This window comes from Chromobacterium amazonense (assembly GCF_001855565.1).
Lineage (GTDB): Bacteria > Pseudomonadota > Gammaproteobacteria > Burkholderiales > Chromobacteriaceae > Chromobacterium > Chromobacterium amazonense.
Genome location: NZ_MKCR01000004.1, coordinates 175,792 through 196,735, shown reverse-complemented (window position 1 = coordinate 196,735; position 20,944 = coordinate 175,792). Strand labels below are relative to the sequence as shown.

At 63.5% G+C, this 20,944-nt stretch carries 20 protein-coding genes; 10 read left to right on the top strand and 10 right to left on the bottom strand.

What is annotated here, in order from left to right:
- Positions 1-20 precede the first annotated feature (20 nt).
- Positions 21-1,421, bottom strand: a complete 1,401-nt coding sequence (gene dnaA, locus BI343_RS04055; RefSeq protein WP_043628231.1) for a chromosomal replication initiator protein DnaA — start codon at positions 1,419-1,421, stop codon at positions 21-23.
- 331 nt (positions 1,422-1,752) lie between these two features.
- Between dnaA and rpmH the strand changes: the two genes are divergently transcribed.
- The 5 genes from rpmH (at position 1,753) to mnmE (ending at position 5,658) form a co-directional block, all read left to right on the top strand.
- Complete coding sequence (gene rpmH / locus BI343_RS04050; protein ID WP_021477546.1) at positions 1,753-1,887, top strand: 50S ribosomal protein L34; 135 nt, start codon at positions 1,753-1,755, stop codon at positions 1,885-1,887.
- Positions 1,888-1,893: 6 nt separating this feature from the next.
- Complete coding sequence (rnpA, locus tag BI343_RS04045) at positions 1,894-2,256, top strand: ribonuclease P protein component (RefSeq protein ID WP_043628229.1); 363 nt, start codon at positions 1,894-1,896, stop codon at positions 2,254-2,256.
- Complete coding sequence (gene yidD, locus BI343_RS04040) at positions 2,232-2,441, top strand: membrane protein insertion efficiency factor YidD (protein ID WP_043628227.1); 210 nt, start codon at positions 2,232-2,234, stop codon at positions 2,439-2,441. Before rnpA ends, yidD begins: the two co-directional genes overlap by 25 nt.
- A gap of 18 nt (positions 2,442-2,459) precedes the next feature.
- Complete coding sequence (gene yidC, locus BI343_RS04035; protein WP_071108758.1) at positions 2,460-4,094, top strand: membrane protein insertase YidC; 1,635 nt, start codon at positions 2,460-2,462, stop codon at positions 4,092-4,094.
- A 211-nt stretch (positions 4,095-4,305) separates the two neighbouring features.
- Positions 4,306-5,658, top strand: coding sequence for a tRNA uridine-5-carboxymethylaminomethyl(34) synthesis GTPase MnmE (gene mnmE, locus BI343_RS04030; protein ID WP_071108757.1), 1,353 nt, complete (start codon positions 4,306-4,308; stop codon positions 5,656-5,658).
- A 461-nt stretch (positions 5,659-6,119) separates the two neighbouring features.
- Here mnmE and BI343_RS04025 read toward each other — a convergent pair whose 3' ends face one another.
- The 4 genes from BI343_RS04025 to parC all read right to left on the bottom strand — a co-directional run bounded on the left by BI343_RS04025 (position 6,120) and on the right by parC (position 12,213).
- Positions 6,120-6,917, bottom strand: a complete 798-nt coding sequence (locus BI343_RS04025) for a DUF1835 domain-containing protein (RefSeq protein WP_169828975.1) — start codon at positions 6,915-6,917, stop codon at positions 6,120-6,122.
- A 73-nt stretch (positions 6,918-6,990) separates the two neighbouring features.
- Complete coding sequence (locus BI343_RS04020; protein WP_071108755.1) at positions 6,991-8,313, bottom strand: sigma-54-dependent transcriptional regulator; 1,323 nt, start codon at positions 8,311-8,313, stop codon at positions 6,991-6,993.
- On the bottom strand, positions 8,306-9,862 hold the full coding sequence (locus tag BI343_RS04015) for a two-component system sensor histidine kinase NtrB (protein ID WP_043628219.1): 1,557 nt from the start codon (positions 9,860-9,862) through the stop codon (positions 8,306-8,308). The genes BI343_RS04020 and BI343_RS04015 overlap by 8 nt, the downstream gene beginning before the upstream one ends.
- Positions 9,862-12,213, bottom strand: a complete 2,352-nt coding sequence (gene parC, locus BI343_RS04010) for a DNA topoisomerase IV subunit A (protein ID WP_071108754.1) — start codon at positions 12,211-12,213, stop codon at positions 9,862-9,864. The genes BI343_RS04015 and parC overlap by 1 nt, the downstream gene beginning before the upstream one ends.
- Before the next feature lie 99 nt (positions 12,214-12,312).
- On the opposite strand from parC, the gene BI343_RS04005 reads away from it, so the two are divergent.
- Entirely contained in the window at positions 12,313-12,771 is a 459-nt protein-coding gene (locus tag BI343_RS04005) for a GNAT family N-acetyltransferase (RefSeq protein WP_071108753.1), read from the top strand.
- A 189-nt stretch (positions 12,772-12,960) separates the two neighbouring features.
- Here the strand turns inward: BI343_RS04005 and BI343_RS04000 are convergent, their stop codons facing one another.
- The gene (locus tag BI343_RS04000) at positions 12,961-15,609 is read right to left on the bottom strand and encodes a TonB-dependent receptor plug domain-containing protein (protein ID WP_071108752.1); all 2,649 of its coding nucleotides are present in this window, start codon (positions 15,607-15,609) and stop codon (positions 12,961-12,963) included.
- A 377-nt stretch (positions 15,610-15,986) separates the two neighbouring features.
- Between BI343_RS04000 and hemA the strand changes: the two genes are divergently transcribed.
- Together hemA and prfA are read left to right on the top strand one after the other, a co-directional pair.
- Positions 15,987-17,240, top strand: coding sequence for a glutamyl-tRNA reductase (gene hemA, locus BI343_RS03995; RefSeq protein ID WP_071108751.1), 1,254 nt, complete (start codon positions 15,987-15,989; stop codon positions 17,238-17,240).
- Positions 17,240-18,316 carry a peptide chain release factor 1 gene (gene prfA / locus BI343_RS03990; RefSeq protein ID WP_071108750.1) on the top strand — a complete coding sequence of 359 codons (1,077 nt, stop codon included), beginning with the start codon at positions 17,240-17,242 and terminating at the stop codon, positions 18,314-18,316. Before hemA ends, prfA begins: the two co-directional genes overlap by 1 nt.
- Positions 18,317-18,462: 146 nt before the next feature.
- Here prfA and BI343_RS03985 read toward each other — a convergent pair whose 3' ends face one another.
- Genes BI343_RS03985 through BI343_RS03970 form a run of 4 tightly spaced genes read right to left on the bottom strand, consistent with a single transcriptional unit; the run spans position 18,463 to position 20,263 of the window.
- Positions 18,463-19,044, bottom strand: a complete 582-nt coding sequence (locus tag BI343_RS03985; RefSeq protein ID WP_083340785.1) for a c-type cytochrome — start codon at positions 19,042-19,044, stop codon at positions 18,463-18,465.
- 53 nt (positions 19,045-19,097) lie between these two features.
- Complete coding sequence (locus tag BI343_RS03980) at positions 19,098-19,514, bottom strand: DUF6691 family protein (RefSeq protein WP_071108748.1); 417 nt, start codon at positions 19,512-19,514, stop codon at positions 19,098-19,100.
- Positions 19,515-19,517: 3 nt separating this feature from the next.
- A complete protein-coding gene (locus BI343_RS03975; RefSeq protein ID WP_071108747.1) occupies positions 19,518-19,946 on the bottom strand; it encodes a YeeE/YedE family protein in 429 nt (142 codons plus the stop codon).
- 2 nt (positions 19,947-19,948) lie between these two features.
- Positions 19,949-20,263 (bottom strand): ArsR/SmtB family transcription factor, encoded by a 315-nt coding sequence (locus BI343_RS03970; protein WP_071108746.1) that lies wholly within the window; start codon positions 20,261-20,263, stop codon positions 19,949-19,951.
- Positions 20,264-20,366: 103 nt separating this feature from the next.
- Between BI343_RS03970 and BI343_RS03965 the strand changes: the two genes are divergently transcribed.
- Positions 20,367-20,585 carry a YgaP family membrane protein gene (locus BI343_RS03965; protein ID WP_071108745.1) on the top strand — a complete coding sequence of 73 codons (219 nt, stop codon included), beginning with the start codon at positions 20,367-20,369 and terminating at the stop codon, positions 20,583-20,585.
- On the top strand, positions 20,582-20,938 hold the full coding sequence (locus tag BI343_RS03960) for a carboxymuconolactone decarboxylase family protein (RefSeq protein WP_071108744.1): 357 nt from the start codon (positions 20,582-20,584) through the stop codon (positions 20,936-20,938). Before BI343_RS03965 ends, BI343_RS03960 begins: the two co-directional genes overlap by 4 nt.
- Positions 20,939-20,944: the final 6 nt, after the last annotated feature.

Here is a 20,944-nt window from a genome sequence, read left to right as displayed (position 1 = left end):
AGAGTCGTTTCATGGTTCGATTAATTGCGCAGCATCGCGAGCAGCGCTTCGTAGTCGTGCGCGATGTCGGCGTCGTTTTCGCGCATCTCATTAATGGTTTTGCAGGCGTGCAGCACCGTGGTGTGGTCGCGGCCGCCAAAGGCGTCGCCGATATTGGGCAAGGACAGCTGGGTGAGCTCCTTGGCCAGGGCCATGGCCACCTGGCGCGGCCGGGCGATGTCGCGGCTGCGCTTTTTGCTGTGCATGTCGGACAGCTTGATCTTGTAGTACTCCGCCACCGTTTTCTGGATGGCGTCTACCGTCACCTGGCGATTGCCGGCGGCCAGAATATCCTTCAGCGCTTCCTTTACCAGTTCCAGCGTGATGTTCTGGTTGGTGAAGCGGGCGTACGCCACCACGCGCTTGAGCGCGCCTTCCAGCTCGCGCACGTTGGAGCGCACATTCTGGGCGATGAAGAAGGCCACGTTGTGCTCCAGCTTGATGCTGTCGGCCTCGGCCTTTTTCATCAAAATGGCCACGCGCATTTCCAGCTCCGGCGGCTGGATTTCCACGGTCAGGCCCCAGGAGAAGCGCGAAATCAGCCGCTCTTCCATCCCTTCAATCTGCTTGGGGTAGCTGTCGCAGGTCATGATGACTTGCTTGCCGCCCTCGATCAGCGCATTGAAGGCATAGAAGAATTCTTCCTGGGTGCGGTTTTTGCCGGCGAAGAACTGGATGTCGTCAATCAGCAACAGGTCCAGCGAGTGGTAGTAACGCTTGAATTCGTCAAACGCTTTGTGCTGGTAGGCGCGCATGATGTCGGCCACGTAGCGTTCGGCGTGGATGTAGCGGATCTTGGCCTGCGGGTTTTTTTGGAACACATGGTTGCCGATGGCCTGGATCAAGTGAGTCTTGCCCAGGCCCACGCCGCCGTAGACAAACAGCGGGTTGTAAGCCTGGTCGCCCGGATTCTCGGCAATCTGCATGGCGGCGGCGCGCGCCAGCTGGTTGCCCTTGCCGGTCACCAGCGTATCGAAGGTGAAGGAAGGGTTCAGGCGCGTGCTTTCATGGCTGCCGCCAATCGCCTTGACCGCGGCCTGCTTGGCCGGAGACGGCGCGGGCGAAGCGCTGGGCGCGGCTTTGCTCGGCTCCTTGGCCTTGGGCTGGATGCTGGCAGCCGGCTGCAGCGGCCGGGCGGAAGGCGCGCCCAGACGCAGCTCCACCGGGCATTCGCCAATCAGTTCCACGGCCAGTTCCTCAATGCGGGCGAGGAAACGGTCCTTGATGAACTGCATGATGAAGCGGTTGGGCGCGAACAGCGCAATGCCTTCATCGCCGGCTTCGGCGTTGAGCGGCTTGATCCAGGTATTGAACTGTTGCGAAGACAGTTCGGCCTCCAGTCGGGCGAGGCAGGCAGGCCAGAATTGATCCAGTTCGGTCATTACATACACGCATGTGAAAGCGAAAAACCCGCTGAGCGCGCTCGGCTTGCAACAGCGGGATGGGCCGCTCGCGACGCGGAAAGGGCGGCGCGCAAGCGGCGGATGTTCGGCATGAAGCGGCCGGCAGGCTGCGGTGTGGCAAACGCGGCGGGCCTGTGGGCCCTGGGTGCGTTCATTTGTTGTGCAGCCGGTCGACAGCGATAAACCCCCACATTCTAACGTTTTTTTGCAAAGTTATCCACAGGCCTGCAGAAAATTCCTCGTTGACAAAGCCGCGGATTTCGAGTCAAATCACGCGTTTATTTCCGTTTCGAAACAGGAAACCCATATCATGAAACGTACTTACCAGCCTTCCAATACCCGTCGCAAACGCACTCACGGCTTCCTGGTCCGCATGAAGACCCGTGGCGGCCGCGCTGTCATCGCCGCTCGCCGCGCCAAGGGCCGCAAGAAGCTGGCCGTCTAAGTCCTTGTGGCTTACCGCTTTCGCCGTGCGCACCGGCTGTTAAAAACGGATGAGTTCTCATCCGTTTTTAGTTTGCGGCAACAACGCAGCAATGCGTTCTTTCAGGTGTATGCCCGCCCCAACGGCCTGGACCATGCCCGCGTGGGTTTGGTCGTGGGCAAGAAGGTGGCCAAGCGGGCGGTGCGCCGAAATTACATCAAGCGCTGCGTGCGCGAGTGGTTCCGCCTGAACCAGCAGGAGCTGGGCGGCGTGGACTACGTAGTGCGAGCAAAAACGGCGTTTGCCCGCGAACAGCGCGCCGAGGCCGTCACGGCTTTGTCGGCTCTGTTTGCTAAACTGGCACGATGTCGCGCATCCTCATCCTCCTGATCCGTTTTTACCAGCTGGCTATCAGCCCGTGGCTGGCACCGCGTTGCCGCTTCCAGCCCACCTGTTCCAGCTACGCGATCGAGGCGGTGAGAAAACACGGCGCGCTGAAGGGCGGCGCATTGGCCGCCAGACGCATTTGCCGTTGCCATCCCTGGGGCGGCAGCGGCTATGACCCGGTTCCCTGAACTTTCCGGTATCGAGAGATGGATTCCAAGCGACTGATTATCTTTGTTGTACTGTCCGTGGGCATCCTGTTTGGGTGGAATGAGTACTTCATGCCCAAGCACACCCCGCAACAGCAAGTGGCCAAGACCGAGGCCGCGGCCGGCGCTGCCAGCGCCGCGCAGCCTGCCGACGCCAACAAGTTGACCCATGGTCAGCGCATTCGCGTCAAGACCGACCTGGTTGAAGCCGAGATCGATACCGTGGGCGGCGACCTGCGCTCGCTGTCTCTGCTGAAGCACGGCGAGGCCGAAGACCGCAACCAGCCGTTCAAGCTGTTCCAGGACAACGCCAAGCACACTTATGTGGCGCAAACCGGCCTGATCGCAGCCAGCAACCCGGCCCTGCCGACGCATAAAACCGTCTTCACCGCCGACAAGCCCAGCTACGAAATGACCGGCGACAAGCTGGAAGTGAAGCTGACCGCGCCGGACGCCAATGGCGTCAAGGTGAGCAAGGTGTACACCTTCACCAAGGGCAGCTACGAGATCGGCGTGCGTTACGACATCGTGAACGGCGGCGCCGCTCCGGTTGCGCCAACCGCTTACTATCGTTTGCTGCGCGACAGCCAGGCGCCGGAAGGCGAGGGCCGCTTTGCCCACACCTACACCGGCCCGGCCGTGTTCACTTCGGAGCACAAGTTCCAGAAGGTGAGCTTCGACGATCTGGCCAAGGGCAAGGGTGACTACGCCAAGACCACCACCGATGGCTGGGTGGCCATGGTGCAGCACTACTTCATGTCGGCCTGGATTCTGCAGCCGCTGGACGGCAAGAGCGTGTGCAAGGACGACAAGTCCTGCCGCTTCGAGCTGACCCAGACCAACGGCCTGAACTCCGCCGCCGCGCTGGTTGACTATTCCGTCATCGCTCCGGGCAAGAGCCTGAGCGTGAGCTTGCCGCTGTTTGCCGGCCCGGAAGAGTACGACATCATCTCCAAGGTGGCGGACGGCATGGAGTATGCCAAGGACTTCGGCATCTTCTACATCTTCGCCTCGCCGCTGTTCTGGCTGTTGGTGAAGCTGCACGCGCTGGTGAGCAACTGGGGCTGGGCGATCATCCTGCTGACGCTGACCGTGAAGGCCGTGTTCTACCCGCTGACCGCCGCGTCCTACCGCTCCATGGCCAAGATGAAGGCCCTGGCGCCGCGCTTGGAACGGATGAAGGAACAATACGGCGACGACCGCATGAAGTTCCAGCAGGCCGTGATGGAGATGTACAAGTCCGAGAAGGTGAATCCGCTGGGCGGCTGCTTGCCCATGCTGATCCAGATCCCGGTGTTCATCGGCCTCTATTGGTCGCTGCTGGCTTCCGTGGAGCTGCGCGAAGCGCCGTGGGTGCTGTGGTACACCGACCTGGCCCGCCCGGACCCGTACTTCATCCTGCCGGCCATCATGGCGGCCACGATGTTCCTGCAGACCTTCCTGAACCCGCCGCCGGCTGACCCGATGCAGGCGAAGATGATGAAGATCATGCCGCTGGCTTTCTCCGCGCTGTTCTTCTTCTTCCCCGCCGGCCTGGTGCTGTACTACGTGGTGAACAACGTGCTGTCGATTGCGCAGCAGTGGTTCATCAACAAGCAGATCGAAAAGAGCAACAAGGCCGCGCTGCAATCCTGAGCGCCCCGTCCGAATTGCTGATGGAACCCGGCCACTGGCCGGGTTTTTTGCTGGATAATCTGGGAAAAGATCTCTAAACAATTCGCCACGAACCCCACGAAAGAACACGAACGCGAATCGCCTCCGAGGCGGCGCCGGGACGGCTTCCGGCCCGCGATCATTCTTTCGTGTCCTTTCGTGGATTTCGTGGCTCAAAATCCAAGGAATGGCAATGAACCTCAGCTACACCCCCGCCACCATCTGCGCCATCGCCACCGCTCCCGGCCGCGGCGGCGTCGGCGTGATCCGCGTCTCCGGCAAGGACTTGCTGCCGTTTGCGCAGGCCATTTCCAATGGCAAGACGCCCAAGCCGCGCTACGCCACGTACACGGACTTTTATGATGGCCAGGGACAGGCCATCGACAACGGCCTGCTGCTGTTCTTCCCCGGCCCCAACAGCTTCACCGGCGAGGACGTGATCGAGCTGCAGGGCCACGGCGGGCCGGTGGTGATGAAGATGCTGCTGGCGCGCTGCGTGGAGCTGGGCGCGCGGCTGGCCGAGCCGGGCGAGTTCACCAAGCGGGCCTTCCTGAATGACAAGCTGGACCTGGCGCAGGCCGAAAGCGTGGCCGACCTGATCGACGCCAGCAGCGAAACCGCAGCGCGCAGCGCCTTGAAGTCATTGAAGGGCGCGTTCTCGCGCGAGGTGCACGGCCTGGTGGACGAGCTGATCAACCTGCGCATGCTGGTGGAAGCCACGCTGGACTTCCCGGAAGAAGAGATCGATTTCCTCAAGCAGGCCGACGCCATCGGCCGCCTGCGCCGCTTGCGCGCGCAGCTGGTGGGGGTGCAGGCCACGGCCAAGCAGGGCGCCATCCTGCGCGAGGGCATGCACGTGGTGCTGGTGGGCCAGCCCAATGTCGGCAAGTCCAGCCTGATGAACGCGCTGGCCGGCGACGACATCGCCATCGTCACCGATATCGCCGGAACCACCCGCGACACGGTGCGCGAGGAAATCGTCATCGACGGCGTGCCGGTGCACATCATCGACACCGCCGGCCTGCGCGAAACCGACGACGTGGTGGAGAAGATAGGCATAGCGCGCACCTGGCAGGCGGTGGAGCGCGCCGATCTGGCGCTAGTGCTGACCGACAGCCGCCACGGCTTGACCGAAGAAGTGCAGGCCATCCTGGCGCGCATCCCGGCCGGCCTGCCGCGCGTGCATGTCTTCAACAAAGTGGACTTGACCGAGGAGCCGGCCGGCATCGCCGACGAAGACGGCCACCCGCTGGTGCGCCTGTCCGCCAAGACTCACCAGGGCGTGGACCTGTTGAAAGCCAAGCTGCTGGAAATGATAGGCTTCAGCGGCGCCGACGAAGGCGTGTTCCTGGCTCGCCAGCGCCACCTGGACGCCATCGCCCGCGCCGCCGACCACCTGGAACTGGCCGAAGCGGACTGGGAGCAGGTGGAAATCTTCGCCGAAGAACTGCGCATGGCGCAAAACGCGCTGTCTGAGATCACCGGGGCATTCTCCGCCGATGACCTCTTGGGTGTGATCTTCTCCCGCTTTTGTATTGGCAAGTAAGGCCGTAGGGCGGAAGCCCGGCCAGGCCGAGCGTTCCGCCGCAGTTGACCATGACGGGGCGCGGCGGATCGCCCCGTCGGGGCATCCGCCCTACCGAACTCGGCGTGATCTTCTCCCGCTTTTGCATCGACCCGTAGGGCGGAAACCCGGCCATGCCGGGCGTTCCGCCGCTGTTGACCATGACGGGGCGCGGCGGATCGCCCCACCGGGGCATCCGCCCTACCGAACTCGGCGTGATCTTCTCGCGCTTTTGCATAGACCCGTAGGGCGGAAGCCCGGCCAACCGGGCGTTCCGCCGCAGTTGACCATGGCGGAGCGGGGCGGATCGGCCCGTTGGGGCATCCGCCCTACCGAACTCGGCGTGGTCTTCTCCCGCCTTTGCATCGAAGCCGTAGGGCGGAAGTCCGGCTTAGCCGGGCGTTCCGCCATCCTATGGCGGTCTTCGCCGTGGCGCGTCCTGCTCAAGCCAGGGCGACGAGGGGCGCTTGCGGTTTGGGGCCGTCAACCGGGGTAAAGACCACCAGTCCGGCCTGGCGCAGCGCGTCCAGCCGCCAGAACAGGAAATTGTCCGGCACCATGCCGGGATGCGTGCCCATGACCTCCCCCACTACGCGGCTGGCCGATTGCGGCGTGCGGGAGAGCCTGGCCAGCAACAGCGGGTCCAGATGATCCAGCGGGTATTGGACGATGCCGCCGTCCGAGGCGGTTTCGCGCCAGCCGGCCTCGCGCGTTTTCCAGTGCGCCCATTGCGCGGCCAGCGCGGCGCGAGCGGCGGCGTCCAGCGCCACCGGCTTGATATCCAGCAAGGCTTCCGGCGGGCACATCCCCACCGCGTAAAGCCCCTCGTGCTGGAAAGCCACCTGGCCGGTGATGTCCGCTACCAGCAGCGGCGTGGCGGGCGCTGCCACGCTGGCGGCCATGGCCAGCATTAGCCGGTCGTGCGCGTTGTTGCCCATCCAGATCACCAGCGGCGCCGGCGCTTGCAGCGCCTCCAGCAATTGGCCGTGGCACTCCGCCTGATGCAGCAGCAACGGCGTTTCGTACTCTTCCGCTTCATACCACCACTGCGCGGCCCACAGGCGCTTGAGCCAGGCGATGCGTTGGCGCGGCTTGGCCGCATCGGCGTCGGCCAGCTCCCCAATGCGGAAGTCTTCCATCATGGCGGTGACCGGCTGGGACAGGCCAAGCAGCCGGTTGCGTTGCTTCAGGTTGCCGGCGGCGCTGTCGCCCCAGCACAAGTGGCGAAGAGGTGTCATCATCAATGTCGATTGGATACAAACCGACCCAAGCATACCGTTGCTGATGGCTGGCGTGAGGGGTTTTACGCGGGGTTTACTTCACCCCCAAGCGCTCCATCCGATAGCGCAGCGAGCGGAACGTCACCCCCAGCCGCTTGGCGGCCTGGGTGCGGTTGTAGCGGGTGGCTTCCAGCGCCTTGACGATGGCTTCGCGCTCCACGCGGTCCAGATAGTCTTGCAGCGGCTCGTCGCTGCCTGGTTCCGGGCTGTATTCGGCGCAGGGGGTCAGCTGCAGGTCCTCGCGCGACAGGACGGGGGCGGCGGCCAGGGCCACGGCGCGTTCCAGGATGTTTTCCAGCTCGCGGAAGTTGCCGGGGTAGGCGTAGTCCTGCAGCGCCTGGCGCGCGTCTGCGCTCAGTTGCGGCGTGGGGCCGTGGCTGGCGAAGCGCTGCAGCAGCCGTTCGGCAAACAGCGGAATGTCCTCGCGCAGCTCGCGCAGCGGCGGCATGCGCAGCGGCAGCACATTGAGGCGGTAGTACAAGTCCTGGCGGAAGCCGCCGTCTTCGACTTTGGCCGCCAGGTCCTGGTGGGTGGCGCAGATGATGCGCACGTCCACCATCTCCTCCTGCGCGCTGCCCAGCTTGCGCACGGTCCGCTCCTGGATGGCGCGCAATAACTTTACCTGCATGGCCAGCGGCAGGTCTGCCACTTCGTCCAGAAACAGCGTGCCGCCCTGCGCCTGCTGGAAGAAGCCGTCGCGGTCGGCGTCGGCGCCGGTGAAGGCGCCCTTGCGGTAGCCGAAAAACTCGCTTTCCATCAGGTTTTCCGGAATGGCGCCGCAATTGACGGCGACGAAGGGCCTGCCGGCGCGCGGGCCTTGCTCATGGATCAGCCGCGCCGCCTGCTCCTTGCCGGTGCCGGATTCGCCGCTGATATACACCGCGGCTTGGCTGCGCGACAGCTTGTCCACCAGCCGCAATACATCCTGAATGGCCGGCGATTCGCCCAGCAGCCGCTGTTGCTGAGCCGGCTTGTTCGATGGCGCGTCCACTTTCAGCGCCGATTTGACCAGGCTGCGCAGTTGGGCCAGGCTGACCGGTTTTTGCAGATAGTCGAAGGCGCCGGCCTTCATCGCCTGCACCGCGTTGTCGGCGCTGCCATAGGCGGTGATCACCGCCACCGGCAGGTCCAGCCCGGCTTCGCCGATGTGGCGCACCACTTCCAGGCCTTCGCCGTCCGGCAGCCGCATATCGGTCAGCGCCAAGTCGAAGCGGCCCGTCGCCAGCGCCGTTTTGGCCTGGGCCACGCTGCCGGCGCAGACCGGCGTCAGGCCCATTTTCAGCAGGGTCAGCTCCAGCAGTTCGCGGATGTCCGGTTCGTCGTCGACGATCAATACGCGCGGGGGTGTCTTAGTCATGGGCTAGTCGGCAGATCAGCCGGAACACGCCGCCGGGCGGGGTGTACTCCAAACGCGCGTCGTTGGCTTCGGCCAGCTCGCGCGCGATGTACAGCCCCAGGCCGCTGCCGGCGCTTTCCGTGGTGAAAAAGGGTTCGAACAGGCGGGATTGCTCGGTCTCCGGCACCCCGGGGCCATCGTCGATCACGCGCAGGATCAGGTGGTGTTCCGCCGTGCCGGCCTCCAGCCGCACCGAGCCGCGGCCCTGGCTACCGTGGCGCCAGGCATTGGCCAGCAGGTTGCTCAGCACCTGGGCCAGGTGGCCGCGGTCGAAGGCCAGCTTGCAAGGGGTTGGCAGCTGGCAGACGATGGCGCCGGCCGATTGCGGCTGCACCAGCGCAAATTGCTCCAGCAGCTGGGCGATGAATGATGGCAGATCGATGGTTTCGGTCTTGACGCGGTCGCGCCGGCCCAGGGTCAGCACGTCTTCCACCATGCCGTTGATGCGGCGGGCGTTGTCCTGGACGATGCGCAACAGCCGCTGCCGCGCCGGGTCGGTTTCGTCCTCCGCCAGCAAGTCGCCGGCGTGGCTGATGGCGGACAGCGGGTTGCGGATTTCGTGGGCGATGTTGGCGGTGAGGCGGCCCAGCGCGGCCAATTTGACGCGCTTGGCTTCTTCTGCCATGTCCGCCATGTCGCGCATGAACAGCACCACGCCGCGCAGCTGGCCTTCCGGCACCGGCACCGGCACTAGCCGGCCCACCAGCTGGCGGCCGCGCACATTGTGCTGGACGAAGGTGGACAGGGCCGGGTAGCCGTTGTCACGCCAGCGCTGCACCAGCGGCAACAGCTCCGGCATCAGCTGGCCGCGCTGCAGCTGGCTGAAATAACGCTCCGCCTGCCGGTTGAACTGGTGCAGATGGCCCGCCTCGTCCAGCACCGCCACCGCGTCGCGCTGGCTTTGCAGGATCAGTTCGTTCAGGTGGTTGAGATTGGCGATTTCGCCGCCGCGCTGCGCCGCCAGCGCTTCCGAGGCGCGCGCCAGCCGGCCCAGCTGCCAGGTGGCGATGGCGGTGATGAAGCCGGCGGCGGACAGCAGCGCGCTGAACGACAGGTCCGCCTGGCTGGCATTGCCCAGCAGCCTTTCGAAACCGGCGTAGCTCAGCAGCATCAGCGTGGCGATGGAGGCGTAGAACAGCGCGTAGCGGCCGGTGGACAGCAGGCCGGCCGCAGCCAGATACGGCAGCAGCAAGAGGCCGAAGCCGCCGCGCACGCCGTCGTTCATCGCCATCAGCCACACCATCATGGCGATGTCGGCGGCGATGGCCAGCGTCAGTTGCAGGGTGTCGCCCAGGCTGCCTTCGCGCAGCAGATACCAGATGCCGATCAGCAGCAGGTAGACGCTGCTCCATAGGTAGAAATGCGGCCCGCCCTCGATCAGCGCGTGACCGCTGTCGCCGTTGATCAGCGACAGCGAGAACAGCACCAGCAGCAAGAGCGCGCGGAAGCCGTTGACGAACAACAGGGCGGCGCGCGGCGACAGGGCTTGCGGCTGGGCTGTCAGTTTCATCACATCGGCAGCTCGCGGATGGCGCTGATCAACCATTTCTTCGGCATCAGCTTGCCCTTCTTGGCGCGCTTGCCGACAAACTCTTCCAGCGCCAGCTTTTCATCGGCCACCTTGCCGCGCACCGACGTGGTGGACAGCAGCGCCTTGCCGCCGGCCACCAGGCCGATGGCGGTCATGCGCGCGCCGTCGTCCAGCGCCAGCAGCATCAGGCCGCGGCCCTTGGCCAGCTCTTTCAGCTCGGTCGCCGGGAAGGCCAGCAGGCGGCCGCTGTCGCTGGCGGCCACCAGTTGCAGCGTTTCCAGCGGCGCGGCCGGCAGCGGCACCGGCGCCAGCACGGTTTCGCCGGCGTCCAGCGTGATGAAGGCCTTGCCGGCTTTTACGCGGCCGGCCATGTCGCTGATCTTGGCGATGAAGCCGTAGCCGCCGCTGCCGGCCACCACGAAGCGGTCGGCATCGCGGCCGGAAATCAGCTGCGCCGGCTTGGCGCCATCCTGCAGGTCCACCAGCGAGGCCACCGGCACGCCGTCGCCGCGGCCGGTCGGCACCGTGGCCGGATCGATGGTGTAGACGCGGCCGTTGTGGTCCAGCACGATGGCGGACCACACGGTGCGAGTTTCCACCACGGCCGCCAGCGCGTCGCCGTCCTTGAAGCTCAGCGTTTCCAGCTCCACGTTGTGGCCGACGCGGGCGCGGATCCAGCCCTTTTGCGACAGGATCAGCGTCACCGGCTCGTCGGCGGTGGTTTGCGTCAGCACCGCGCGCTCGGCGGCCTTGATCTCGCTGCGGCGCTTGTCGCCGTATTTGGCGGCGTCGGCCTGGATTTCATCGCGGATGAGCTTGGTCAGCGCGTCCGGCGTGTCCAGGATGTGGCGTAGGCCTTCGCGCTCCTCGCGCAGATCGGACAGCTCCTTCTCCAGCTTGAAGCCTTCCAGCCGCGCCAGTTGGCGCAGACGGATTTCCAGGATGTCCTCGGCCTGGATCTCGGTCAGGCCGAAGGCCTTGATCAGGTCCGGCTTGGGCTCGTCCGATTCGCGGATGACGCGGATCACTTCATCGATATGGATGAAGGCGATCATCCGGCCTTCCAGGATGTGGATGCGCTTGTCCACCTGGGCCAGGCGGTGGGCCAGGCGGCGGGTGACGGTGGCGCGGCGGAAGTCTATCCACTCGGTCAGGATGGATTTCAAGCCTTTCTGCGCCGGGCGGCCGTCCAGGCCTATCATCACCAGGTTCAGCGAGGCGTTGCCTTCCAGGCTGGTTTGCGCCAGCAGGATGTTCATGAACTCGTCCGGATCCTGGCGGCTGGACTTGGGTTCGAACACCAAGCGCACCGGGTTTTCGCTATCGGACTCGTCGCGCACGCGGTCCAGCAGGTCCAGCATCAGCTTCTTCAGGTTTTGCTGATCCTGCGACAGCTGCTTCTTGCCGGCCTTGAGCTTGGGATTGGTGGCCTCCTCGATCTCCGCCAGCACCTTCTGCGCAGAAGAGCCGGGCGGCAGTTCGGTGACGATGGCGCGCCATTGGCCGCGCGCCAGCTTGTCGATTTCCCATTTGGCGCGCACGCGCACGCTGCCGCGGCCGGTTTCGTAGGCGGACTGGATGTCCGCCGCCGGGGTGATGATCTGGCCGCCGCCGGGGAAGTCCGGGCCGGGGATGTATTGCATCAGATCGGCGGTTTCCAGCGCCGGATTGTCCAGCAGCGCCACGCAGGCGCCGGCCACTTCGGTCAGATTGTGCGGCGGGATTTCCGTGGCTAGGCCCACGGCGATGCCGGATGCGCCGTTCAGCAGCACCATGGGCAGGCGGGCCGGCAGCAGGGCCGGCTCTTCGAAGGCGCCGTCGTAATTGGGAACGAAATCCACCGTGCCCATGTCGATCTCGGACAGCAGCAGTTCCGCGATGGGCGTCAGCCGCGCCTCGGTGTAACGCATGGCGGCCGCGCCGTCGCCGTCGCGGCTGCCGAAGTTGCCCTGGCCGTCGATCAGCGGGTAGCGCAGCGTGAAGTCCTGCGCCATGCGCACCAGCGCCTCGTAGGCCGAGCTGTCGCCGTGCGGGTGGTATTTACCCAGGATTTCGCCGACCACGCGGGCGGATTTCACCGGCTTGGCGCCGTGGGCCAGGCCCATGTCGCGCATCGCGTACAGGATGCGGCGCTGCACCGGCTTCTGGCCGTCCGCCACTTCCGGCAGCGCCCGGCCCTTGACCACGCTCATCGCGTATTCCAGATAAGCGCGCTCCGCGTACAGGTCCAGCGGGATCCAGTCGCCGCTGATGGCTTGCGGCGGGGCCGGGGGCGGCGGCGTGAGGTCGCCGGCCGGCGCCGGCGGGTCGAAGAGGTCGTGGTCGCTCATATATTAAATGCTATCGTCTTGATCTGGATTGAGGCATGGCGCCTGCATGCATGCTATAGCATCGCAGACGGCTGTGTCAGGAATGGGAGGGATTCTACTATGGCAAACAGGATAGCGTGGCATTGCCACGGTTTTGACGGTTTCACCCCCTTGGCGCTGTATCAGGTGTTGCAGCTGCGCGACCAGGTGTTCGTGGTGGAGCAGCAGTCCATCTATGGCGATGTGGACGGCGTGGACACCCACTGTCTGCACCTGTCCGGCCGCGATGAGGCCGGCAATCTGGTGGCGTACGCGCGCTTAATCGCGCCGGGAGAGAAATACCCGGACGCCGCAGCCATTGGCCGGGTGGTGGTGGCGCCGGAGGCGCGCGGCCAGAGTTTGGGCAAGGCGTTGATGGCGCAGGCGGTGGCGCAGTGCCAAATCCACTTTGCCGGCCAGCCCATCATGCTGTCGGCGCAGTGCGAGGCAAGCGGCTTGTATGAATCGTTTGGGTTCAAGCCGGTGTCGGAGCCGTATGACGATGGCGGAATCATGCATGTGGATATGAGGCGGGAGTGAGCGGAAAAACAAAAAGCCGCCCAGAAGGGCTAATGCCGTTCACTTAAGAGAAAAGCACCGTCTCCATGCATGGGAAACGGTGCTTTTTTTGTGGATTCCTGTGCTCTCAAGGCCAGAAAAGTCGCCCGAAAATCCTTAAGTGAACGGCATTAGCCCAGAAGGGCGGCTTTCTATCAAGACCGGAGCGACTTACTTGAAGGTATAGCGTGCGCTGACAAAATACGAACGACCATACAGATCCTGAGTGCTACCGACAAAGTCGTTCGCAGCTACGGAGAATGGCACCGACCTACCAAACACATTGTTGACGCCGGCATTCACTACCAGGTTCTTGAGCGGGCGAGCGGTAAAGGCCAGATCCCACATCGTGTAAGATGGTATGCGCGACGACGCGTCCTGAGACGAGCTGTCCAGCACATCCCGGGTCCCGGCATAGCTGCGGGATGTCAACATCACGTCATAACGATCATAGCTGTAAGTGGTGGAGAATACATTGCGCCACTTAGGCTGATAGATATTGTCCAGTTGATTGACTGCCGCGCCATCTTGCGTGTCCGACTTGCGGAAACTCATGATGTTGTTCAAATCATCACGGAAACGCAGCTTGCCGTATCCACCCAAAGACAGTTCGTATTGCAGCCCGACATCATAGCCGGTGGTGATCGTGCTTCCGAGGTTGGCATAAGGCACATCGATCAGATTGACCGCGCCATCCCCAGGCTGCAAACCCGGATATTTGGCCAAATCTCCCGGCAGCGCCGGATCACGGTAAACCTTGCCCGGACCACCGCGGCCTTCATTGGCCATGATATAGCTGGTCGTAATCGTATCGATGGTGTCTCTTGAGCGAACCGAGTAGAAGTCCACGCTAGCGGAGAGGTTCTTGGTCGGTTGCAGCACAAAGCCAAACGACAGGTTCGTCGCTTTCTCGGGCTTCAAGTTTGAACCGCCAGTAATATTCACCCGTGTAGATGACACCTTGCAATAGCTGCCTCCCATAATCCGGCAGCGTTTCACATCGATCAGACTATTGTCGTAAGCCTGGGTGGATGCATACTCTTCCGGCAGGGTCGGCGCTTTGAACGAGGTCGTGGCGCTGCCGCGAAACAACAGCTGATCCCATGGCTTGTAGGAGAACGCCACCTTGGGATTCACGGTATTGCCGAAATCGCTGTAATGGTCGCCACGCAGCGCCAGCTGCACTTCTAGGTTCTTGCGCAGCGGCAAACTGAATTCGCCGTACAGCGAATAGACATTGCGGCTGCCCTTAGCCATGGTCGCGCCGGTATTGATGATGTTGTTCGCAACGGTCTGGGGATCGGGCTGATCATTGATCGATTCATGCGAATACTGCGCGCCCCAGGCGAAGCCGGCCTTGCCGCCAGGTAAATCGAACATTTCCCCGTTGCCCATCTTGAAATCCAGGCCCTGCAACTTGGAAGTGGCCTTGCGATGGGTTGTCGTCAGCAAAGGCAATACATTCGACAACGGGTTGTTCATGACAAACGGATCATAGCCCGTGCCCAGTGCCCGGTTGCCATTTTGCAAGGCATTGACGGTAGCGTCCTTCAGCAGCTGATTGGTACGATCCGTCTTCACACTGCTTTCGCTGGCGCTGAGCGCGCTCTCCACATCCCAGCCGCGCCACATGCCACGCCAGCCGAATACGCCCCGGTAGCTGTCGCCGGTAGTCGTATCCTGGACCCGGCCATTTTCGTACACCGCGCGGTACACCTGAACAGGATTGACGCCGCCGCCAATGACGTTGACTGCGGGGTCAGGCGACTTGCCAGGATACATGCCGGCGCTGGGGTTCAAACGCCCCGTCGCGCTATCAAAAAATGGATAATCTTGATGATAGATAGTCTCATTGTGGTTGAACCCTAATTCCGCAAAAAGCTCGGAATCAGCAGAAAGCTTTTTGGTCAGCACGGTGGAAATGCCGAAACGCGATGTGCGCGGCTCAATCTCCTGATATTGGGCCGGATCGTACAAACAACGAGTCAACCCCGAAACGTTCAAACCGATGCGATTAGGCGGACAACCTGGAATAGCTTGAGAGTCAGAGACCTTGATATCGCGCACAGAGCCGGGATACAAGGTCGACAGGTAGCCGAGGGTGCCACCAAAACGGCGATAATCAGCCGTCTGGGTCAAATCATGATCTCGCTTGAAGCTGGCCTCGCGATGGAACAAATCGGCAGTGACCAGCAGGTTATAGCCATCCTTGTCCAGATCGCCGATGCCCGTTGTGATATTGCCAGATATAGCCTGCCCATCGCCCCCCTGATTACCTGCATTGCGCACACTAACGTCCGTGCCTTGGTAATTCTTCCGGGTAATGAAGTTGACTACACCAGCGACCGCATCTGAGCCATAGATCGCAGAAGCGCCATCACGCAAGATTTCAACCCGTTCGATAGCTTGTAGTGGCAAACTGTTTAAATCGACAAAGGTACTTGAAGCGCCATTGGCAAAACCGTAATTTGCAATGCGACGCCCATTCAACAGGACCAGCGTATATTTCTCGCCCATGCCTCGCAAAGAAGCGGAAGCCGCACCCTTTGCAAAAGAAGTTTGGCTGGATCCGGTCATCACGCTAGTAATCGACGGAACTTTCTCGAGCAACTCGACAACCGTACTAGCGCCGCTTTTTTCGATATCGGCTCGCTTGATAGTCTCAACAGCCGTCGGGCCTTCCTTATTGATCCGCTTGATGTTGGAACCGGTAATCGTCACCCGTTCCAGTTGATTGCCTGCATCATCCGCGGCGTGGGCAACGCCGCTTCCCAAGAGGCCGATGGCGGCGATCGCCTGGGCCAGAATCTTGACCTTCATTTCTTCTCTTCCTTTGTCATCACGGCGTCCGCGCCTGTCTGCGCGGTGCGTATCGTCGCAGTCTCATGGCTGCAACATAATTGGCGATCCATGAAAATGGCATTGAATGGAAGAGATGACAAGGCATTCGCCCGGCATGATTTGCGCGGTTGAACCATGTGTAATTGTGTGAAAATTGTTAAGCTTATGAAATTATTTGCGTTTATTTGTTAGCAAGAATGTGCGTAATTTTTTTGGTTCGTGTCTCGACCATGCAACATTCTTGTCATCTTTCGCCGATGACAAGCGTTGGCAGAGGGTAGGCCAAGGGCAAGCGCGGGACGGCGCGACCCAGTTAGGCTAAAATGTCCTGTTTTCGTCTGCGGCATTGTTCGCCCATGCATCTGCTTGCCCTCGGACTCAACCACCACACCGCGCCGTTGTCGATACGGGAGAAGCTGGCATTCCCGGCGGAAACCCTGCCGCACGCCCTGGATAGTCTGGTGGCCTCGCAGGCCGCGCGGGAAGCGGCTATCGTCTCCACCTGCAACCGCACCGAGATCTATTGCCTAAGCACGGATCCGCATGCCGCGCTGGATTGGCTGTGCCAGTTTCACGGGCTGAGCCGCGCCGAGGTGGAGCCGTATCTGTACCGGCTGGAAGCTGGGCAAGCGGCGCGGCACGCTTTCCGCGTGGCATCGGGGCTGGATTCCATGGTGCTGGGCGAGACGCAGATTCTGGGCCAGTTGAAGGACGCGGTGCGCAGCGCGGAAAGCGCCGGCACGCTGGGCACGTTGCTCAACGGCCTGTTCCAGCGCACGTTCGCAGTGGCCAAGGAAGTGCGTTCCAGCACCGCGGTCGGCGCCAGCTCGGTGTCGATGTCGGCGGCGGCGGTCAAGCTGGCCGAGCAGATTTTCCCGTCGGTGAGCGAGCTGAACGTGCTGTTCGTCGGCGCCGGAGAAATGATAGAGCTGGTGGCCACGCACTTCGCGGCGCGCAATCCGTCCTGTATCACCGTAGCCAACCGCACGCTGGAGCGCGGACAGCAGCTGGCCGAACAGTTTGGCGGCAACGCCATCACCTTGGCGGAGCTGCCGGAGGCGCTGGCGCGCTATGACGTGGTGGTGACGTCCACCGCCAGCCAGCTGCCCATCATCGGCAAGGGCATGGTGGAACGGGCGATCAAGGCGCGCCGCCACCGTCCCATGTTCATGCTGGACCTGGCCGTGCCGCGCGACATCGAGCTGGAGGTGGACAAGCTGGACGATGTATTCCTGTTCAGCGTGGACGATATCGCCGGCATCGTGGAGGTGGGCAAGGAGGCGCGGCAGCAGGCCGCGGCCGAGGCCGAGGCCATCATCCAGAGCCGGGTGGCCGAGTTCAACCACTGGCTGAAGAAGCGGGAAACCGTGCCGCTGATCCGCGCCCTGCGCGACGAGGCGGAGCGCACCCGCCGCCACGCGCTGGAAGGCGCGATGAAACAACTGGCGCGCGGCGACGCGCCGGAAAAAGTGCTGGAGGCCTTGTCCGTCCAGCTGACCAACAAACTGATGCACCCGCCGACCCAGGCTTTGTCCTCGGGCAGCGGCGCGGAGCATGACGCGCAGGTGCAAACCATCGCGCGGCTTTACCGTTTACACCCGGAGTCGTAATGAAAGCGTCTATTGCGGCCAGGCTCGCGCAGCTGGCCGACCGTCTGGAAGAGGTGACCCACCTGTTGGCCAGCGAAACGGCCACCCAGGACATGGAAGCCTTCCGGAAACTCACCCGCGAACACGCCGAGCTGACGCCGGTGGTGGAAACCTTCGCCGCCTATCGGCAGTGCGAGGGCGATATCGCCGCCGCCGAAGAGATGTTGGCCGATCCGGAAATGAAGGAATTCGCGCAAGCGGAAATCGCCGAAGGCAAGGACAAGCTGGAAGCGCTGGACCTGGAGCTGCAGAAGCTGCTGCTGCCCAAGGACCCCAACGACGACAAGAACATCTTCCTGGAAATCCGCGCCGGCACCGGCGGCGACGAGGCGGCCTTGTTCGCGGCCGACCTGCTGCGCATGTATACCCGTTACGCCGAACGCAACCGCTGGCAGGTCGAGATCGTCTCCGCCAGCGAGTCGGACCTCGGCGGCTACAAGGAAGTGATCGTGCGGCTGATCGGCCAGGGCGCGTATTCGCGGCTGAAGTTCGAATCCGGCGGCCACCGCGTGCAGCGCGTGCCGGCCACCGAGACCCAGGGCCGCATCCACACTTCCGCCTGCACGGTGGCGGTGATGGCGGAGGCGGACGAGATTGCCGAAGTGGTGCTGAACCCGGCCGACCTGCGCATCGACACCTTCAGGGCCAGCGGCGCCGGCGGCCAGCACATCAACAAGACCGACTCGGCGGTGCGCATCACCCATATTCCGACAGGGATTGTGGCGGAGTGCCAGGACGGCCGTTCGCAGCACGCAAACAAGGCCAGCGCGATGCAGGTGCTGGCGGCGCGCATCTACGACATCCAGCTGCGCGAGAAGAACCAGAAGGAAGCCGCCGAGCGCAAGAGCCTGATCGGCTCCGGCGACCGCTCCGAGCGCATCCGCACCTATAACTACCCGCAAGGCCGCATCACCGACCACCGCATCAATCTGACGCTGTACAAGCTCGATTATGTGATGGACGGCGATCTGCAGGAGCTGACGGACGCGCTGATCGCCGAACAGCAGGCCGAGCTATTGGCGGCGCTGGGCGATTGAGGATTGCCGCTGGGGTTTGTCGGCGTTAGAATCACCCCCGGAAAACGGCGGGCCGCATGGCCCGCATGTTCTTGGCCAGTGTAGGCCGGAGCCCGTTTTTCTCCGAAACTTGGGGCCGCCGCTGGGTGGCCTTTTCTTTTTCCCGTCTACAGCGTGGCCATATAGGCCAGCAGCGCCTTGACGTCGTCCTGGCTCAGCGTTTTCAGGATTTCCTGCATCTCCATCCGCGCCGGCGGCTGCGGCGTGTCGGATACCTTCATTCTTTGCGCCAGATAGGCGGCGTGCTGGCCCGCCAGCCGCGGCGCGGCGCTGCCGCCTTCACCCTGCTCGCCATGGCAGGTGAAGCAAGGCGGCGCGCCCACGGCCAGGTTGCCCTCTGTGTACAACTTGCGACCGCTGGCCAGCAGCGCCGGATCGGCCGACTTGGCCGGCTGCGGAGCGGGTTTTTGCGCGGCGTAGTAGCGGGAGATGGCCTGGATGTCGGCATCGTTCTTCAATCGATCCCACACCGCTTTGTGCGCGCCGCCGTCATCGCGCTGGCCCAGCCGCATCCAATCCAGCTGTTGCGCGATGTAATCGGCCTGCTGGCCAGCCAGCCTGGGTGTCGGCGGCGGGCCGTTGCCGTCAATGCCATGGCAGGCGGCGCATAGTTGCTGCGCGAGTTTTGGCGGCGCGGCCAGCGCCGTCGACGCGGCGCTCAGGGCCAAAACGAGGGTGAGGGCTTTCATGCGCGGCTCCGAACAGGGCGATGATGAAGGTATAGCCGCCCGCCGCCGCCGCGTCAGCCGCGCGCGTCCCAAGCGCGGTAAAGCGCCATGCCGGCCAGCATGGCCAGCAGAAACAATAGGCCATCGGCGAGGCCGCTGCCGGCTAGCACCAGCGCCGGGCCGGGGCAGATGCCGGCCAGCCCCCAGCCTATGCCGAAGATCAGGCTGCCGGCGAGCAGGCGGCGGTCGGCGCGGCGCGATGTCGGCAACTGCATGGCCTCGCCCAGCAGCGATCGCTCGCGCCGTTTAGCACAGGCGAAGGCCGGCAGCGCCACGGCGATGGCGCCGGCCATCACCAGCGCGAGCGAAGGATCCCAGCGGCCGGTGATGTCCAGGAAAGCCAGCACCTTGGCCGGGTTGGCCATGCCGGCCGCGATCAGGCCGATGCCGAAGATCAGTCCCGCCAACGAGGCGCTTATCATGTGCTTCATGTTTTATCCCCCGAAATGACGGACTAGCCAGACGGCGGCAAAGCCGGCCGCCATGAAGGCCAGCGTGGCGGCCAGCGAGCGAGGCGACAGGCGAGCCAAGCCGCACACGCCGTGGCCGCTGGTGCAGCCGGAACCCAGCCGGGTTCCGAAGCCGACCAGCAAGCCCGCCGTGATCAGCAGCCACGGCCGGCTATCGACGATGATGTCCGGCGGCGCGGCGAACACGCGGTACAGCCACGGCGACATCACCAGGCCGGCGACGAAGGCAAGCCGCCAGCCTTTGTCTGCGCCGGGCGCCAGCAGATTGCCGACGATGCCGCTGATGCCGGCGATGCGGCCGTTCAGCACAATCAGCCAGGCGGCGGCCAGGCCGATCAGCGCGCCGCCGGCCAGCGCGCTCCACGGTGTGAAATGGGTCCAGTCCAGCGCCATGCTCACTCCTTGGGGCAGTACAGCTGGTACAAAGTAGCCAGCACGGCCAGGGCGTTGGCGTCCGCCACGGAATAAAAGATGCGCTTGCCGTCGCGGCGGGTGGTCACCAGGCCCTCGTTGCGCAGCACGCCCAGTTGTTGCGACAGGCTGGGCTGGCGGATGCCTACCGTCTCCTCCAGCTCGCCCACGGATTTTTCTCCCTGGCTCAGTTGGCACAGCAGCAGCAGGCGGTCTTCATTGGCCAGCGCGCGCAGCAGGCCGCAGGCCTGGCCGGCGGCGGCGCGCATGTCGGAAAGGGCAAGAATGGGTGTATCCATGGCGAAGCTTTGCAGGGTTGTGGCTTGATTTCAATATATCAATTGATATTATATAAATCAAGATATCAACTTTCTCGATGGCGCATCGGAACAGGAGGCAGATATGAAAAGCAATGTGGGCGGTTTGGATAGAGCGTTGCGCGTTGCCGTTGGCGCGGCGTTGATTGTCGGCGCGGCGATCGGCGCGATCGGCCCTTGGGGGTGGCTGGGCCTGGCGCCGCTGGCAACCGGCTTGTTCCGCTTCTGCCCGGCCTATTTGCCATTTGGCTGGTCCAGTTGCCGCGCCTCGTCATCCCCATCCCAACCGGAGCAAAAACCATGAGCGGTGATGTCAACTATCCCGAGCTGACCCAAACCATCTCCAAGCACCTGGCCACCTTGCGCGCCGACGCGCCCGAAGTGATGCAGGGGTTCAACGATCTGGCCCGCGCCGCCACGCGCGACGGCGTGCTGGACAAGAAAACCAAGGAGCTGATCGCGTTGGCGCTGGGCGTGGCCGCGCGCTGCGATGGCTGCCTGGGCTTCCACGCCCAGGCGCTGGTCAAGCTGGGCGCCACCAAGCAAGAAGTGGAAGAGACGCTGGCGATGGCGGTCTACATGGGCGGCGGGCCGTCCTTGATGTATTCCGCCAACGCTTTGGCCGCCTTCGAGCAGTTCAGCGCCAAGCACGCCTAGTCTCGC